At 74.2% G+C, this 16,298-nt stretch carries 12 protein-coding genes; 3 read left to right on the top strand and 9 right to left on the bottom strand.

Annotation, left to right across the window (positions count from 1 at the left end; translation table 11 throughout):
• Positions 1-206 precede the first annotated feature (206 nt).
• Complete coding sequence (locus tag CP977_RS29335) at positions 207-1,442, top strand: mannosyltransferase family protein (RefSeq protein ID WP_152371078.1); 1,236 nt, start codon at positions 207-209, stop codon at positions 1,440-1,442.
• On the opposite strand, the gene CP977_RS29330 is transcribed toward CP977_RS29335, so the two are convergent.
• Genes CP977_RS29330 through CP977_RS29310 form a run of 5 tightly spaced genes read right to left on the bottom strand, consistent with a single transcriptional unit; the run spans position 1,417 to position 6,156 of the window.
• Positions 1,417-2,109 (bottom strand): HAD family hydrolase, encoded by a 693-nt coding sequence (locus CP977_RS29330; RefSeq protein ID WP_152371077.1) that lies wholly within the window; start codon positions 2,107-2,109, stop codon positions 1,417-1,419. The genes CP977_RS29335 and CP977_RS29330 overlap by 26 nt on opposite strands.
• Positions 2,106-3,191 (bottom strand): ABC transporter ATP-binding protein, encoded by a 1,086-nt coding sequence (locus tag CP977_RS29325; protein WP_062751084.1) that lies wholly within the window; start codon positions 3,189-3,191, stop codon positions 2,106-2,108. Before CP977_RS29325 ends, CP977_RS29330 begins: the two co-directional genes overlap by 4 nt.
• Positions 3,192-3,197: 6 nt before the next feature.
• Positions 3,198-4,133, bottom strand: coding sequence for an ABC transporter permease (locus CP977_RS29320; protein WP_152371076.1), 936 nt, complete (start codon positions 4,131-4,133; stop codon positions 3,198-3,200).
• A complete protein-coding gene (locus CP977_RS29315) occupies positions 4,121-5,038 on the bottom strand; it encodes an ABC transporter permease (RefSeq protein WP_062751086.1) in 918 nt (305 codons plus the stop codon). Before CP977_RS29315 ends, CP977_RS29320 begins: the two co-directional genes overlap by 13 nt.
• Positions 5,038-6,156, bottom strand: coding sequence for an ABC transporter substrate-binding protein (locus tag CP977_RS29310; protein WP_183953265.1), 1,119 nt, complete (start codon positions 6,154-6,156; stop codon positions 5,038-5,040). The genes CP977_RS29315 and CP977_RS29310 overlap by 1 nt, the downstream gene beginning before the upstream one ends.
• Positions 6,157-6,473: 317 nt before the next feature.
• Between CP977_RS29310 and CP977_RS29305 the strand changes: the two genes are divergently transcribed.
• On the top strand, positions 6,474-7,223 hold the full coding sequence (locus CP977_RS29305) for a GntR family transcriptional regulator (protein ID WP_062756738.1): 750 nt from the start codon (positions 6,474-6,476) through the stop codon (positions 7,221-7,223).
• A gap of 9 nt (positions 7,224-7,232) precedes the next feature.
• Here CP977_RS29305 and CP977_RS29300 read toward each other — a convergent pair whose 3' ends face one another.
• The 3 genes from CP977_RS29300 to CP977_RS34240 all read right to left on the bottom strand — a co-directional run bounded on the left by CP977_RS29300 (position 7,233) and on the right by CP977_RS34240 (position 14,525).
• Positions 7,233-12,071 carry a DNA repair ATPase gene (locus tag CP977_RS29300; RefSeq protein ID WP_152371075.1) on the bottom strand — a complete coding sequence of 1,613 codons (4,839 nt, stop codon included), beginning with the start codon at positions 12,069-12,071 and terminating at the stop codon, positions 7,233-7,235.
• A 99-nt stretch (positions 12,072-12,170) separates the two neighbouring features.
• A complete protein-coding gene (locus tag CP977_RS29295; RefSeq protein ID WP_079130940.1) occupies positions 12,171-14,222 on the bottom strand; it encodes a flotillin family protein in 2,052 nt (683 codons plus the stop codon).
• A 135-nt stretch (positions 14,223-14,357) separates the two neighbouring features.
• Positions 14,358-14,525 (bottom strand): hypothetical protein, encoded by a 168-nt coding sequence (locus CP977_RS34240; RefSeq protein ID WP_167308966.1) that lies wholly within the window; start codon positions 14,523-14,525, stop codon positions 14,358-14,360.
• Between the two features lie 246 nt (positions 14,526-14,771).
• On the opposite strand from CP977_RS34240, the gene CP977_RS29290 reads away from it, so the two are divergent.
• Entirely contained in the window at positions 14,772-15,818 is a 1,047-nt protein-coding gene (locus tag CP977_RS29290; RefSeq protein WP_104860348.1) for a PucR family transcriptional regulator, read from the top strand.
• 48 nt (positions 15,819-15,866) lie between these two features.
• Here CP977_RS29290 and CP977_RS29285 read toward each other — a convergent pair whose 3' ends face one another.
• Positions 15,867-16,256, bottom strand: coding sequence for a 6-pyruvoyl trahydropterin synthase family protein (locus tag CP977_RS29285; protein WP_109184465.1), 390 nt, complete (start codon positions 16,254-16,256; stop codon positions 15,867-15,869).
• Between the last annotated feature and the right edge of the window lie 42 nt (positions 16,257-16,298).

The following is a 16,298-nucleotide window of genomic DNA, read 5'->3' as shown; positions in this document are numbered from 1 at the left end:
ACGGGCCCGGACAGGCCCTGGCGAGACCGGACGGGCCCGGCCGAGATCGAGAGACCGGCCGAGACCCGACGGCCGGCCGCGTCCGCGCTCCCGGGGCGGCCCGCACCGACCGGGCCGCCCCGCCCTTCCCCGTACCCCCGTACCCGCCCGTGTCGCCCCACGGGCGTGACCGTGCGTACCCATTTCCTCACGGAGAGACCTCATCCATGCCGATCTCGGCACCCCCCTCCCCCGGGCACACCCCCGTACGGGCGGACTCCCCCGTGCGCCCGGCGCCCGTGGCGGCCCCGCCTCCGACGCCCCGCCTCCGCCCCGCCGACCGCGAGGTCCTGTGGCTGTACCTGCTGACGCGGGTGGCCGTGTGGACGACCGCGTACTGCACCCGCTGGCTGTTCCCGGCGTCCGGTGACGCCCGGGTGCCCGCGCCGGTCCTCGCGCCCTTCGAGCACTGGGACTGGGGGCACTTCCTCAACATCGCCAGGGACGGCTACTTCCCCGAGGGGCCGGGCGAGGGGGACAACCGGGAGGCGTTCTTCCCCGGCCTCCCCCTGGTCCTGCGCGCCGTGCACGTCCTCATACCGCACTGGACCGTCGCCGGGCTGCTCGTCTCCCTCGTCGCCGGGGCCGTCGCCGCCGTGGCCCTCGCCCGGATCGCCGAGCTGCACCTGCCCGGCTCCCGCGCGGGCCGCCGCGCCGCCCTGTTCCTCCTGGTGTCGCCCTGCGCGGTCTTCCTGGCCGCCGGGTACAGCGAGGCGCTCTTCCTCGCCCTCGCCCTGCCCGCCTGGCTCGCGGCCCGGCGGCAGCGGTGGCTCCTCGCCTCGGTGCTCGCCGCCGGCGCCACCACCGTCCGCATCAGCGGACTGTTCCTCGCCGCCGCGCTCGTCGTCCTCTTCCTGACGACCCCGACGACCCCGCCGACGCGGCGGGACGAAGGGACGAGCCGGAAGCGCGACGCCGCCTGGCTCGTCCTTCCCGGGCTGCCCGCGCTCCTCTACTTCTGGTACCTGTACGGGCGGACCGGCGACCCCATGGCGTGGAAGCACGCGCAGGAACGCGGCTGGTACCGGCACTTCCGCGCCCCCTGGGAGGCCTGGTCGCAGACCTGGCACGAGGCCTTCGACCGCACCCAGGCCACCGGCTACGCCGCCCAGTTCCAGGCGGACCTGCTCGCCATGGTGCTCGGCCTGCTGCTGCTCGGCGTCCTCCTCGTGCGGCGGCGCTGGCCGGAGGCCGTGTACCTCGCGCTGACGCTGTGGGCGCTCGGCACCTCGTACTGGTACATGTCCGTGGCCCGCAGCACCCTCCTGTGGTGGCCGCTGTGGGTCGGCCTCGCCGTCTGGAGCGTGCGCCGGCGGTGGGTCGCGATCGCCTACCTGTGCCTGGTCGCGCCACTGAGCACCGTCCTGGCGATCACGTTCATGTCGGGACGCTGGGCGGGCTGACGGCCGGGGAGCGGCCGTGCCGGGCGTGGCCGCGCAGGGTGGCGAGGGAGACCTCCTCCAGGCTCTCGGCGAAGACCCGCCCCGGCCCCGGCTCCACCGGGAGCAGCGAGGGGACGACCAGGACGACGCAGCCCGCCGCGTCGGCCGAGGCGGTTCCGTCCGGCGAGTCCTCGACCGCGACGCAGGCCTCCACCGGAACTCCCAGGCGCCGGGCGGCCGTTCGGTACGGGTCGGGGTGCGGCTTCGTACGGGCGGTGTCGTCGGCCGAGAGGGTGAAGGCGAACGGGACGCGGGCGAGCGCGCCGCCGGTCACCGCGTCGACCACCGACCGGGGCGAGGCGCTGACCAGGGCGAACGGCACGCCCTCGCGCTCCAGTTCGGCGAGCAGCCGTCCCGCTCCCGGGCGCAGCGGGGCGCCCGCGTCGACGCGCCGGCGGAACGCGGTGGTGAGCGCGGAGGCGACCCCGGCCGTGCCCGCCATGCCCGTGGCCCGTACGAGGTGGGCGGCGGTGTCCTCGACGGCGCGGCCGACGACCTCGGGGGCGTCGGCGGCCGTCAGGCGGTGGCCGAGCCGGGCGGCGACCTCCTCGGCGGCGTCCCACCAGAGGGTCTCGGTGTCCACGAGGGTGCCGTCCATGTCGAGGAGGACGGCGGCGAGTTCGCTCATCCCGTGCTCCTCGCCACGACGAGGGCGGGGTGGTGGACGACGCCGAGGGCGACGCGCACGCCCGGGGCGAGCGCCCCGGCGTCCCGCGACGGCAGGTCGGCCTTGACGGGCGTACCCGCATGGTCGAGGTGGACGCGGGTGACCGGGCCGAGGAAGGAGGTGGAGACCACCGTCACGTCGCCGTCGGGGTCCTCGGCCACGGTGAGGTTCTCGGGGCGCACGAGCACGTCCACCCCGGGGCCCTTCGGCGCCTCGCCGTCGACGGGCAGCCGGGTGCCCGCGACCTCCACGAGCCCGGGGTCCGCGAGGCGGCCCGGCAGCCGGTTCATGGTGCCGATGAACGAGGCGACGAACGCGGTCGCGGGGCGCCGGTACAACTCGGCCGGAGTCGCGCACTGTTCGAGGCGCCCGGCGTTGAGGACGGCGACGCGGTCCGCCATGGACAGCGCCTCCTCCTGGTCGTGGGTCACGAAGACCGTGGTGATGCCGAGGTCGAGCTGGAGCCGCCGGATCTCCTCCCGGAGGCCGAGACGGACCTTGGCGTCGAGCGCGGAGAGCGGTTCGTCCAGGAGCAGGACGCGGGGGCGCAGGGCGAGGGCGCGGGCCAGGGCCACGCGCTGCTGCTGGCCGCCCGACATCTGGTGCGGGTAGCGGTCGCCGTGCTGCGGCAGGCCCACCAGGTCGAGGAGTTCGGCGGCGCGGGCGCGCCGCTCGGCCGCCCCGGCCTTCCGTACGCGCAGGCCGAAGGCGACGTTGTCGCGGGCGGTGAGGTGCGGGAAGAGGCTGTACGACTGGAAGACCATCCCGGCGTCGCGGCGGTGGGCCGGCACGTGGGTGATGTCGGCGCCGTCCACGAGGACCTCGCCCGCGTCGGGCCGCTCGAAGCCGGCGAGGACGCGCAGGGCGGTGGTCTTGCCGCAGCCCGACGGGCCGAGCAGGGCGAGGAGTTCACCCGGCTCCACCGTCAGGTCGAGGCCGTCGAGGGCGGTGGTGGCGCCGAACGAACGGCGCAGGCCGCGGAATTCGACGCGGGCCCCGGTGACGGGGGCGGTCCCCGTCCGTTCCGCTGTTGCTGAGGTCATGATCGGTCAGGACTCCTTGGAGGAGGTACGGCGGGAGGTACGGCGAGGGGTGCGGGCCTCTCCGGGCGCGCTGGTCGGCGCTGTTCCCGCCCGGGACAGGACGAGCAGCAGGGCCCAGGTGACGAGCAGGCTGAGCAGGGAGACGGCCACCGACATGCGGGCCTGGGCGCCGGAGATGGAGACGATCCAGACCGCGAAGGGCCGGAAGCCGAGGAGCGAGGCGACGGTGAACTCGCCGAGGACCAGGGCCAGGGTGAGGAAGGCGGCCCCCGCGAGCGAGGGGCGCAGGTTGGGCAGGATCACGCGGAGCATCACGTACGTACGGCCCGCCCCGCAGTTCCGGGCGGCCTCGACCAGGGTCGGGACGTCGACGGCGCGCAGCCCGGCGTCGAGGGAGCGGTACACGAACGGCAGGGCCATGACGGTGTACGCGAGGACCAGGACGACGGGGAAGTCCTCGTTCTGGACGGCGAGGAACGTCTGGTAGAGCGGGGTCCGCGAAAGGTGGTCGGGGCCCCAGCGCAGGACCGTGGTGATGCCGGTGACCAGGGCGATCGGCGGCACCACGAGCGGCAGCGTGCACAGCACCTCGATCACCGGGCGCAGCCGGGGCGCGCCGAGCCGGACGGCCACCAGGGCGGGCACGGCGAGCAGCAGGGACAGCGCGATGGTGGCGGCCGCGAGCCCGAGGGAGAGCAGCAGGCTGCTCAGGAAGCCCTCGGCGCCCAGGAGTTCGGTGTACGCGGCGAAGGAGACGCCCTGGCCGGGGGTGTGGACCGTGAACACGAACGAGGCGATCAGCGGGACCAGGAAGTACGCGCCGCCGAGGCCGAGGACGAGTCCGCGCCACACGCGGGGGCGCCGGCGGGGGCTCCGTACGGGAGTGGCGGGCCGGGCCACCCGTGCCCCGGTCTCCGGGGCGGTGGGGGTCATCGCAGCCATCGGGCGCTCCTGCGCTGGAGGGGGAGGTAGAGGGCCATGACGAGTCCGGCGACGAGGACCATGTCGAGGCCGAGGGCGAGGGCGACGTTCTCCTGGCCGACCAGGACGTTCCCGGAGAGCGCGTCGGCGATCTTCAGGGTGACCAGGGGGACGGAGCCGCCGACGAGCGCGGCGGCCGTCGCGTGGGCGGCGAAGGCGCTGCCGAAGAGCAGCACGAACCCGCCGAGCAGCGAGGGCGCGAGGACCGGGAGGGCCACGTGGCGCCAGTACTGCCGTCCGTCGGCGCCCGCGTTCCGCGCGGCCTCGCGCCACTGGGGCCGCAGGCCGTCCAGGGCGGGAGTGATCACCAGGACCATCAGCGGGGTCAGGAAGTACAGGTAGACGACGGCGAGGCCGGTGAACGAGTACAGGTTCCAGCCGAGGGAGGTGAGGTCGGCGAGCTGCGTGACGACGCCGGAGATGCCGAGGGTCGCGATGAAGGCGAACGCGAGCGGGACGCCGCCGAAGTTGGCGAGGACGCCGGAGGCGGTGAGGACCGCGCCGCGCAGGGCCCGGGAGCGGGAGGTGACGACGGCCTGGGCGATGAGGACGCCGAGGACGGCGCCGAGGAGCGCGGTGAGGGCGGAGAGCTGCACGCTGCCGATCAGGGAGCCGAGGTAGGGGCCCTGGAGGGAGCGGGCCAGGTGCTCGCCGGTCGCGGTCGTGGCGCCGGTGGCCGGGTCGGTGCGGGTCACGGCCCCGTACAGGAGGGCGCCGAGCGGGAGCCCGAAGCAGAGGGCGGTGAAGGCGATCAGCGGGAGGGCGGCGAGCCAGGGGCGGGGCCCGCGCCGCCGGCGGCGGGTGCCGCCGGCGGTTCCCGTGGGGCTTTCCGCGGTGTTTCCCGGGGTGGAGGAGGCGGAGGACATCAGGAGACGGCCTTGTCCCACTTCTCGGCGAGGGTGGCCTTGGCCTTGTCGAGTTCGGCGGAGGCCGGGAAGGACGGGGGGCCCTCGACCTTCGGGAGCTTGGCGACGAAGGTCTTGTCGGCTGTGCCGTCGGCGGTCATGGCCGGGAGCAGCACGGGCCGGGCGTAGCCCTTGAGCCAGAGGTTCTGGCCCTCGGCGCTGTAGAGGAACTCCATCCACAGGCGGGCGGCGGCCGGGTGCGGGGCGTCCTTGTTGATGGCCTGGGAGTAGTACTGGGCGTAGACGCCGTCGGTGGGGACGGCGACCTTCCAGTCGACGCCCTTGGAGCGGAACTGGTCGGCGTAGCCGGCGTTGAGGTAGTCCCAGTCGATGCTGATGGGCGTCTCGCCCTTCTCGACGGTGGCCGGGGTGGACTCGACGGGGATGAAGTTGCCGCTCTTCTTCAGCTCGCCGAAGAAGTCGATGCCGGGCTGGATGTCGGCGAAGGAGCCCTGGTTGGCGAGGGCGGCCGCGTAGACGCCGCCGAAGGCCGAGCCGGACTTGGTCGGGTTGCCGTTGAGGGCGACCTTGCCCTTGTACTCGGGCTTGAGGAGGTCGGCGAAGGTCGTCGGGCAGTTCGGGATGCGCTTGGCGTCGCAGCCGATGGAGACGTAGCCGCCGTAGTCGTTGTACCAGCGGCCGGCCTCGTCCTTCTGACCCGCGGGGATCTTGTCCCAGGCCTGGACCTTGTACGGGGCGAAGAGGCCTTCGTCGGCGCCGCTGCGGGCGAAGGCGATGCCCAGGTCGAGGACGTCGGGGGCGCGCTTCTGGCCCTTGCGGGACTTGACGGCGGCGATCTCGTCGGCGCTGGAGGCGTCCGGGTTCTCGCTCTCGACCTTGATCCCGTACTTCCTCTCGAACGCCTCGATCAGCTCGCCGTAGTTGGCCCAGTCCGGCGGCAGCGCGATGACGTGGAGCGCGCCTTCCTTCTTGGCCGCCGCGGCGAGGGCGTCCAGGCCGCCGAAGCCCTCGGCGGAGGTCGCGGTGGCGGCCTTCGCGCCGTCGCCCTTCGTGCCGGCCTCGCCCTCGGGGGCGGCGCCGCAGGCGGTGACGGTGGTGAGGACGACGGCGCCGAGCAGGACGGCGGCACCGCGGACGGGGGTTCTGCGCACGGGTTCTCCCAGGAGCGAGGGTGGGGCTTGTCCGGAGCGGGGATGGAACTTGTCTGGACAAGACGCCCCCAGTTCGCCCGTGCCTCCTGTCCGGCGGGTGAACGGCGCGTGTCGGCTCCGCCACGCCTCCCGGAAGAGCCGGTGGCGGTGAACCCCAGGTGAACTGAGGTGAGTTGAGGACACCTGGCGACCTGCCCCGTTCCCGTACCTCGGGTTAGGGTGGACGGAAGGACGGCGCGCTCCGTGACCGGGTGTGCGCAGCCACGTGCGAGAAGGGGGAGGCCGTGACGGCGCTCTACGTGGAGATCGCGGAGGGACTCCGCCGCTCGATCCTCAGCGGCGAGTACCCCGTCGGCGCCCGCCTGCCGTCCGAGAGCGACCTCGCCGACCGCTGGTCCGCCTCGCGCGGCACCGTGCGCCAGGCCGTCGCCCTCCTCACCTCGGAGGGGCTGATCGGCTCCCGGCAGGGCGCCCGCCGGATCGTGCTGCGCCGCGAGCGCCGGCACAGCTTCGCCGAGCTGCACAGCTTCGCCCAGTGGGCGCGGGCCATGGGCTACCGGGCCACGAGCCGCTTCCTGCACCGCGAGCGCCGGCCCGCCACCCCCGAGGAGGCGCGCCGGCTCGTCCTGCCGGAGGGGGCCGGGGTCCTGGACGTGCTGCGGCTGCGGTACCTGGACGGGGAGCCGGTGATGGTGGAGCGCACCGCGTACGCGGCCTGGGTCGCCCCCGCGGTCGAGGCCCTGCCGGTCGACTGCGTCTCGATCATGGACAGCATGGCGGAGGAGGCCGGGATCGTCGCCCACTACGGCGAGCACCTGATCGACGCCGTGCCGGCCGGCAGCGACGACGCCCGGCTGCTCCGGGTCCGCCGGGGCAGCCCCCTCCTGCGCCAGCGCCACCTCACCAGCAATCCGGACGGCCGCCCCATCGAGTGGACCGAGGACCGCTACCGGGCGGGGAGCGTCACCTTCAACGTGAGCAACTCCGTCGGTACGGCTCCGCTGGTCCGGGACCCGGGCGCGCTCCTCATGTGACCGTCTCCCTCATCCGTGGTGCGGGGCCCGCAGCAGGTTCCTCGGATCGGCCACCCGGTCGATCGCCGACTCGACGGCGGCGACCCGGTCGGCGAGCAGCCCGAGGGCGGCGACCGCGCGGGCGAGGGGATCGTCCTCGGCGCCGCCGAGGGCCCGCTCGCGGACGTACGCGGCGCTCACCTCGGCCCAGCGCGCGGCCTGCTCCGGCGTGAGGGTGCCGCGCAGTTCGGCGAGGCGGAGCAGGTTGGCCTCGGCCTCGGTGGTGAGGGTCTGCGCCTCGGCGGTGTAGTGGTCGTCGATCACGGCGGCCAGCTCGGCGTCGTTCATGGCGGGCGAGATCCGGGCCGCGATCTTGTTCATGGTGCGGTACGAGCCCTGGAGCCGGAACGGCGGCGCGGTGCGGGCCGCGTCGTTCCGGGCGGCGGAGGCGATGTACTCCTCGTTGACGGCGAGGACCGTCTCGCGGGCCGTGAGGAGCCGGCCGAGGACGGCGAGGATCCGCTCCAGTTCGGCCGGGGCGTACGGGTGGGCGAGCCGGTCGCGGCGCGCGGTCGGGTCGCCGGCCGCGATCCGGACGAGCAGTTCCAGGTCGGCCCGGTCGCGGCCGGCGAGCGGGGCGAGGGCCGGGTGGGAGGTGAGGGCGTTCTCCACGAAGCTGAGCGCGAAGACGTCCTCCTTGCCGGTCAGGACGTCGCCGAGGTTCCACACGTCGGCCCGGTTGGCGAGCATGTCGGGCACCCGGAAGGCCTGCCCGGACTCGGTGTACGGGTTGCCGGCCATGCAGACGGCGAAGCGCTTGCCGCGCAGGTCGTGCCCGTTCAGGGTGCGGGTGGCGTCGCAGAGCGGGATGAACTTCTGGAGGAACTCCGGCGACGTGTGCTGGATGTCGTCCACGTACAGCAGGACGTTGTTGGCGGCCTCCAGCGCGAAGGCGATCTTCTCCAGCTCCCGGCGGGCGGTGGCGTCGGGCGCCTCGGCCGGGTCGAGGGAGGTGGTCCGCTGTCCGAGGGCCGGTCCGTCGACCTTGACGAGGAGCAGGCCGAGGCGGTCGGCGACGTACTCGATCAGGGTGGTCTTGCCGTAGCCGGGCGGGGAGAGGAGCAGCAGCAGGCCGTGGGAGTCGCTGCGCTTGGCGTCCCCGGCGGCGCCGAGCTGCTTGGCGAGGTTGTCGCCGACGAGCGGCAGGTAGACCTCGTCCACGAGCCGGTTGCGGACGAAGGAGGACATGACGCGGGGGCGGTACTCGTCCACGCGGAGGCGGGCGCGCTCGGCCGCGACCAGTTCGGCCCTGCGCTCCTGGTAGGCGCGGAAGGCGGGCACGTCGCTTTCGGCGAACTCCCTCGTCCTGGCGAGGAATTCGTCCAGCCGCACGTCGAGCGCGCGGTCGCGGACGCGGGGGTGGGCGCCCAGGAGGCCGGTGACCGTCGCGGCGGTCGGGGCGTCGACCTCGTACCGTTCGAGTCCGGGGCAGAGCTCGACGGCGACGGCCTCGGTGAGCACTCCCCTGTCGAGCGTTCCCCCGTCGAGCGGTGCGCCGGAGGTGGTGGCGGAGGCGTAGGCGGTGAGCCAGGCCTCGACCAGCTGGCGCCGTGCGCCGAGGTCCGTGAGCCCGGCGAGGGCGTCGTCGTACGCGGAACCGCCCACGGCGCGGCGGAACGCGGCGAGGAGGGTGCGGGCCGCGTCGGAGACGGCGAAGCCGCTCGGGGCGGCGGCCAGCTCCTCGACCAGGTACGCGGCGGCCACCGGGTCGCCGATCTCCCCGGCCAGTTCGGCGCGCAGTCCGTCGACGGCCGGCGCGGCGCCGAAGAGGTCGCGGGCGCGGGTCAGCGAGACCGCGCGGCGGGTCCACTGGTCGCGGGCTTCCTCGTCGGCCGTGTGGGCCCAGAAGAGCTGGGCGGCGGCCCGGGCCGCCGCCGGGTACCGCAGCAGTCCGGCCTTCTCGCGGAGGCCGAGGAGCACGTCCAGGATCGCCGCCGCGTCGTGGTCGTGGACGCCGCGCTCGTACCCCTCGTCGTAGGCGGCCTCGGCGGCGGACCGGGTCAGCGCGGGCAGGTCGGCGCCCGCGAGGCCGGCCGCGCCGTGCTCGGCGAGCAGCCGGGCCGCCAGGTGCTCGGCCCGGTAGACGGCGGGCGACTCGGAGGGCAGCGTCCGGTCCCAGAACGGGCGGGTCGCGGCGAACTCCGGATCGGTGACGGGCGCGCGGTAGTCGGTCCCGGTGAGGGCGAGGGCGAGGGTGTCCCCGTACGGGACGAGGGTGAGTTCGGGTGCCTGCCGGTTGACGGCGAAGCGGTGCCTGCCGAGGCGGAGGGTGTCTCCGCCGTCGGAGAACAGCTCGGTGCGGTCGCGCAGCGCGCGCCCGGCCTCCTGGCGGGCGGCGCCGAGCCTGCCCTCCAGCTCCTCGGCCCGTACCTGGTCGCCGAGTTCGCGGAGTTCGGCGGCGGTGCGCCGGACCTTGGCGACCACCGGGTCGGAGGCGAAGTACGTGTGCACCTCGTCCAGGTCGGTCAGGGTCGCGGCCCGGCGGGCGACGGCCTCCAGGACGCGGTCGGCCGAACCGGCGAGGCGCTCGGCGCGGCGGGCGCGGGCGTCCTGGAGGGACTGCTTGCGGGCGGTGAAGGCGTCGTAGACCTCGGTGCGCCGCTCGGCGATGTCCGCGAGGAAGCCGTCGTGCTCGGCGAAGCGGGACTCCAGGTTCTCCAGCTGGAGGAGCAGGAGGCCGAGCTGGTCGTCGCAGTGGTCGGGGGTGTCGGCGGCGGCGAGCGCGCCGGTGACGGCCTGGCCGAGCAGGGCGAGTTCGGCGGCGAACTCCGCCCGGCCCTCCCGGTCGAGGAGTTCGGCGCGCCGGGCGGCGAGGACGGCGCGGGCGCGGTTCAGGGCGCCCAGGACGTCGGCGACGCGGCCCAGGATCGCGGTGCGGACGGTGGCGTCGCCGATGTCGAGCCCGGCGACGATCTCGCTGAGGGTGCGCAGGCCGGTGGTCCGCTCCTCGATCAGGTCGCCGACCGGTCCTGTCCCGGCGACGGTGGCGACCTCCCCGGCCTCGGCGGCGAGCCGTTCCGCCTCGGCGTGCTGCGCGACGAAGGCGTCCTCGCCGCGCAGGAAGGCGACGGCCCGCCGGCCGGCCGCGGCGATGTCGGACTCGACGTCCGCCGCGAGGGCGTCGATCGCGTCCGTGTCGGCGTACCGCATCTCCTTCAGGGTCACCAGATGGCCCTGGGAGCGACGGAGTTCGGTGATGCGGGAGATCCACTCCTCCGCCGTGGCGGGCGCCTCGCCGCGGACGCGCCGGACGAGCCGGGCGATCCGCTCGGTGGTCTCGGCGAGGGCGTCGGCGGCCTGCCGGGTGAGGGTGGTGACGGTGGCGAACTCGTCGAGGACCTGTCCGGCGGTGTCCCGGAGCGCGGTGAGCGGGGTGCGCAGGTCGCCGGTCTCCGGGTCGCCCAGCCAGTGGTGGACGTCGGTGGCCCGCTCGCAGGCGGCGACGAGCGCCTCGTACACCTCGCCGGCGGGGGTGAGTTCGGTGGCCTGCCGGGCGATCGACAGGCAGTCGGAGACGCCCCGGACGAGGTCCGCGTTGCCGATGCGGGCCAGCGGGTCGTCGCTCACGGGGGCCACGTGCGTGTCGGAGACGTACGGCGTCGCCCAGACCTGCACGGGGTGGACCCGGCCGGGTTCGCCGGATTCGCCGGATTCGCCGCGCAGGACGACCATCGTCCCGTCGTCCAGCAGCGCGTGTCCCCGGCAGGCGAGCGGGGCGGCGATCTCCTTGCGGATCAGGTTGTACGGCAGGAGGAGGCCGCGGCCCTCCGCCTCGGCGTGGAAGGCGAAGAGCAGGTCCTCGCCGTTGGGCGAGCGGACCGCCCGCTCGAAGGCGAGGCCGGACGTGTCGGTGTCGAAGGTCTTCACGGCCCCGGACGAAAGGCAGTAGCCGCCGGGGAAGACGACGCCCTCGTCGTCGGGCAGCCTCAGACAGGCCTGCCCGATGCCGTCGAGCCGGACGACGCTCCCGGTCAGCGCGTTGAAGACGAGGTACCGGACGGCGTCTTCCTTGTACGGGCGGACCCGGATCAGGGTCAGGGCGCCGACGACGGCGTGGGCGACCTCGGCGTCGGCGAGGGACTGCAGCGGCTCGGCGACCGGCTCCGAGTGGATCCCGTCGGCGGTCTCGGGGTCGTTCTCCGTCTTGACGGTGAGCGCCCCGCCGGTCGTGGAGACGTACAGCCGTCCGCCGAGCGAGATGTGCGGGTGCCGGCCGGAGACGTGGTCGTCCCGGGTGCTCTCCGTCCAGTCCAGGTCGTGCGGGGGCGGGAAGGCGTGGTCGCGCTCGCCCCGGGCGTCGAGGAACCGGGCCCCGCCGGACGGTTCGAGGGCCCAGCGCAGCACCCGCAGGTCGTCGGCCTTCTCCCCGGTGCGGAAGACGGCGAGGAGCCGGTCCTCGACGCGCCGCAGCCGGAGCAGCCGCGCGCCCCGGAAGTAGCGGTGCAGCGCGGCGAACTCGCGGACGAAGCCGGGGTCGTCCAGGAGGCCGGGGACCGCGTCCCCGGGCAGCTGGTTCAGGTTCCGGTCGTGCAGGGTGAGGACGTCGGCGACCGCCGGCCCCTCACCGCCCGTGGCGACCGCGCGGCCGCCGAACAGCAGGACGTCGTCCCCGACTGCGGCGACGTCGAGGAGCACCCCGGGGCGTTCGGTGCGGACCCGGTCGGTGCGGGTGAGGGCGAGCCCGCCGGAGCCGAAGGCGGCGGTACGGGCGGTGTTGAGCGCCTCGGCGCGCCGGGCCAGTTCGCCGGCCTGCGCGGTGAGGCGGTCGCGGAGCACCGCGTACGTGTCCTGGTCGATTCCGCCGCTCATCCCTGTGCTCCCTTGTACCGTAGTGACTGCGGGTCCGGTGCCGGCCACTCCCCCGTTCGCCGGCACCGGACCCGTGCCGACCGCCACCCCCGTGGGCGGTCAGCCCTTGGCCGCGCCGTTCAGCGCGGCGGTCTCGACCGGCGCGGACGGCGTCGGCAGGTGGCCGTCGAGCGCGCCGGACTTCATGAGCTTCGCGAGCAGCGCCGAGACGCTGAGGTCGCGCACGTCGGAGCTGGAGAGCGAGCCGAGGACGTTCGTCAGGTCCTCGGTGAAGGGCTGCGAGCCGTCCAGCCAGGGCCCCGCGAGGGCCTGCGCGGTCTGCGAGTGGCCGACGAAGCCGTCCACGGACTTGCCGAGCGAGACGGACTGCACGAGCCGGTCGAGGAAGACGGACTCGCCCCCGACGATGTTGATGTCGGCGTTCTCCAGGCCGGTGGCGAGGACGGTGGCCTGCGCCTCGGCGACCTGGCGCTGCACGTCGAGGCCGGCGAGCCGGACGTCCTTCTCGGCCTCCAGGCGCAGGCGGAACTCCTCGTGCGTGCGGGACGCCTCGTCCAGGGCGGCCATCGCCGCCGCCTTCTCGGTGAGGCCCGCGGCCTCGGCCTTCAGCTTCTCGCCGATCGCGGTGGCCTCGGCGAGGGCCTTCTCCCTGGCGCCCTCGGCCTCGGCGAGCGCCTTCTCGCGGGCGCCGGCGGCCTCGGCGCGCAGCCGGGCCTCGGTGGCCCCGGCCTCCGCGCGGCCGGCCTTCTCGATGACGTCGGCCTCCTTGTCGCGGACCTGGACCGCCGCGAGCCCCTCGGCGGCGGCCTCGGCCTGGATGCCCTCGGCGAGGCGCATCTTGGCGCGGGCGTCCATGTCGGCGGCCTTGTTGCGGGCCTCGGCGAGGGTCAGCTCCTCGGCGGCCCGGTGCACGGCGGCCTGCTCGGCGGCCTCCGCGGCCTTGATGTCCTTGACCAGCTTCTCCTGGGCCTCGGCCTCGGCGGCGATGACGACGGCCTGGCGGTTGCGCTCGGCCTCCTCGACCGCCCGCAGCCGCTTGATGGACTCCTCCTGCTCGGCGACCGTACGGTCCACCGCGACCCGCTCGCGGATCACCTCGGCGATGTCCCGGCGCTCCGCCTCGACCTCCTTCTCGGCGGAGATGCGGGTCAGCTCGGTCTCCCGGTCGCGGGCGATGACCTCCAGGAGGCGGTCCTTCTCGATCCGCTCGTTCTCGACGGCGATGACCCGCTCGCGGTTCTTCTGCGCGACCGCGACCTCGCGGGCCTGGTTCTCGCGCTGGATGCCGAGCTGCTCCTCGGTCTTCAGGAAGGCGCTCTGCGCCCGCAGCCGCTCCTCCTCCACCACCCGGGCGGTCTCGGCCTCCTCGCGGGCCCGTACGGTGTCGATCTCGCGCTTCTGCTTGATCTCGGCGTCGGCCTGGCGCCGCTCCAGCTCCAGGATGGCCTCGCGGGCGTCGACGTTCTGCCGGGTGATCTCCTTCTGCTCGTGCTGGCGGAACTCGTTGGTGCGCACGTTCTCGGCGGCGGTCAGCTCGGTGATCTTGCGGATGCCCTGGGCGTCGAGGATGTTGCCGGGATCGAGCTGGGCGAGCGGGGTCTGCTCCAGGTAGTCGATGGCCGCGTCCTCCAGGCTGTAGCCGTTGAGGTCGATGCCGATGATCTCGATGATCCGGAAGCGCAGCTCCTCGCGCTTGGTGTAGAGGTCGGTGAAGTCGAGCTGCTTGCCGACGGTCTTGAGGGCCTCGGAGAACTTGGCGTTGAACAGCTCCTGGAGGGTGTCCTTGTCGCTGGCGCGGGCGGTGCCGATGGCCTGGGCGACCCGGATGACGTCCTCGACGGTCTTGTTGACGCGGACGAAGAAGGAGATCCGGATGTCGGCGCGGATGTTGTCCCGGCAGATCAGGCCGTCGCGGCCGGTCCGGGAGATCTCGATCGTCTTGACCGAGATGTCCATGACCTCGGCCTTGTGCAGCACGGGCAGGACGACCTGTCCGGTGAAGGTGACGTCGACCTTCCGCATCTTCGAGACGATCAGCGCCTTGCCCTGCTCCACCTTGCGGAACAGCCGGCTGACCACGAAGACCAGGACGAGGGCGAAGAGCAGGACAACGGCGACGAGCACGCCGATGCCCATGGTGATGGCATCCATGTGAAACCCCGTGTGTATGAAGGTGGTTGGGGGTGTGGCGGCACCGCGTCCGCGCCGCCGGCCGAGGGTCGGCCGCGCCGGGGCCGTCCCGCGTGGGCAGGCCCCGTGCCCGGAGGCCGGAGCCTCCCGGGACGGCTACGGTTCGTCGGGGAAGAGCTTCGCCGTACGCCGTGCGAGACCACGGCGCGCCGGCGCGGTCGGGGAGCGGCGGCCGGCCGGGAAGCGGGTACCGGCCGTGAAGCGTTCACGGGCCGGGGCGAGGGCGCCGGCCGGGAAGCGGGCATCGGTCGGGGACTCACTCATCGTGCTCCCCTCCCCCTCGACGCGCGGCTGCCGCTGCCCGTCCACGGCATCCGCCGGTGGACGTGCCCTCCGTGGAAACATCGTGGCACGGCCATCCACTTGTTCGCGTTTCCGGTTTCCGGCAATCTTGACGCATCCTTGATGCCGGTGACCGCCCCGGGGCGGCGTCCGGCCCGCGACCGGGTCCGTGCGTCGAGGGGGGGCGGTCGGCACACAGGGGCGGGGAGGACGACGGTGGAACGAGTGATGTCCGGGGAGTACCTGGAGGGGTACGCGGAGATCCTGGCGGAGGCCTCGGCGACGGGCCGACGGCTGACCCGCGACGAGCTGGAGGCGCTGCGGGCCCGGGGCGAGCGGGCCGCCGAGGCCGGGATCGGGCTGCGCGCCCTGATCCGGTCGCACCTCTCGGCCGCCGGGGAGCTGCGGGCGGAGCTGCCCCGCGCCGCCGGCGACCACCTCCTCGCCGCCGTCGAGCAGGCCGTCGACGCCTTCGCGGAGGGGCACGAGCGGGCGGGAGTCCTGGCGGTGCGTCAGGAGGAGGCGTACCGGCGCGAGTTCATCGACGACCTGCTGTACGGACGCAGCGACCTCGGGCGCCTCGCCCAGCGCGCCGAGCGCTTCGGCCTGCTGCTCGCCCACGCGCACGCGGTGGCCGTGGCGCAGGGCAGGGAGCCGTACGAGGACGGCGCCTCCGTCACGCGGAACGTCGAGGCGTCCCTCGTGGCCCGGTTCGGCCAGCGGCGCATCCTGATCACCACGAAGGAGGGGCGCCTCGTCTGCGTCGCCCCGGCCGACCAGCCGGAGGTGCTGTCCTTCTTCGCGAAGCAGGCGTACGCGGCGACCGACGGCGGACAGGTCGCCCTCGGGCGCCCCCACTCGGGCCCGGGCGGCGTCGTCCAGTCGTACGAGGAGGCCCTGAACGCCCTGGACCTGGCCGCCCGCCTGGACCTGAACGACCCGGTCCTGCGCGCCGCCGACCTCCTCGTCTATCCGGTCCTCACCCGCGACCGCCAGGCCATGGCCGACCTGGTGGTCAGCGTCCTGGGCCCGCTCCAGGAGGCGCGGGGCGGCGCCCGGCCGCTGCTCGACACGCTCACCGCGTACTTCGACACCGGCTGCGTCGCCGCCGAGACGGCCCGGCAGCTCTCCCTGAGCGTCCGGGCGGTGACCTACCGGCTCGACCGGATCCACCGCCTCACGGGCACCGACCCCGGCGATCCCGCCCAGCGCTACACCCTCCAGACCGCCGTCATCGGCGCCCGGTTCCTGGGCTGGCCGGACCAGGAGCTGTGACAGGCCCTGAAGGCCGCGGCCCGAGAGCCACCGGGCCGTGCCCGTCGCCTACGGCGCGTCCTCGCCGCCGCGGGCGGCCGGCCGGTAGGTGGCCCAGGTCTTGGGCGTCTCCGAGATCCGGACCGCCGTGAGCTCCGGCAGGCGTTCACTCCAGAGGTCGAAGATCCACACGGCGAGATTCTCGGCGGAAGGGGAGACACCCCCCATCGCTTCGTTCAAGTGACGGTGGTCGAGGGTGTCGTCCATCCATTTCTTGAACGCGTCGAGTTCCCGGTAGTCCCGCACGAACCCCGCCTCGGTAAGCGCGTCGCGCGGCGCGGACAGCTCCAGGACGACCACGTAGTTGTGCCCGTGCATCCGGGCGCACGGGTGCCACGAGGGCAGCCGGTCGAGCACGTGGCTCGCGGAGAAGTGGAACTCCTTGGTGATGGTCAGCATGGCCGCCCCAGTCTCACACGGCGGCCCCGGGCCGCCGCGTCG

This window comes from Streptomyces cinereoruber, from assembly GCF_009299385.1.
Lineage (GTDB): Bacteria > Actinomycetota > Actinomycetes > Streptomycetales > Streptomycetaceae > Streptomyces > Streptomyces bikiniensis.
Note: the sequence above shows the minus strand (reverse complement) of the source record. Positions and strands in the feature narration are given on the sequence as shown.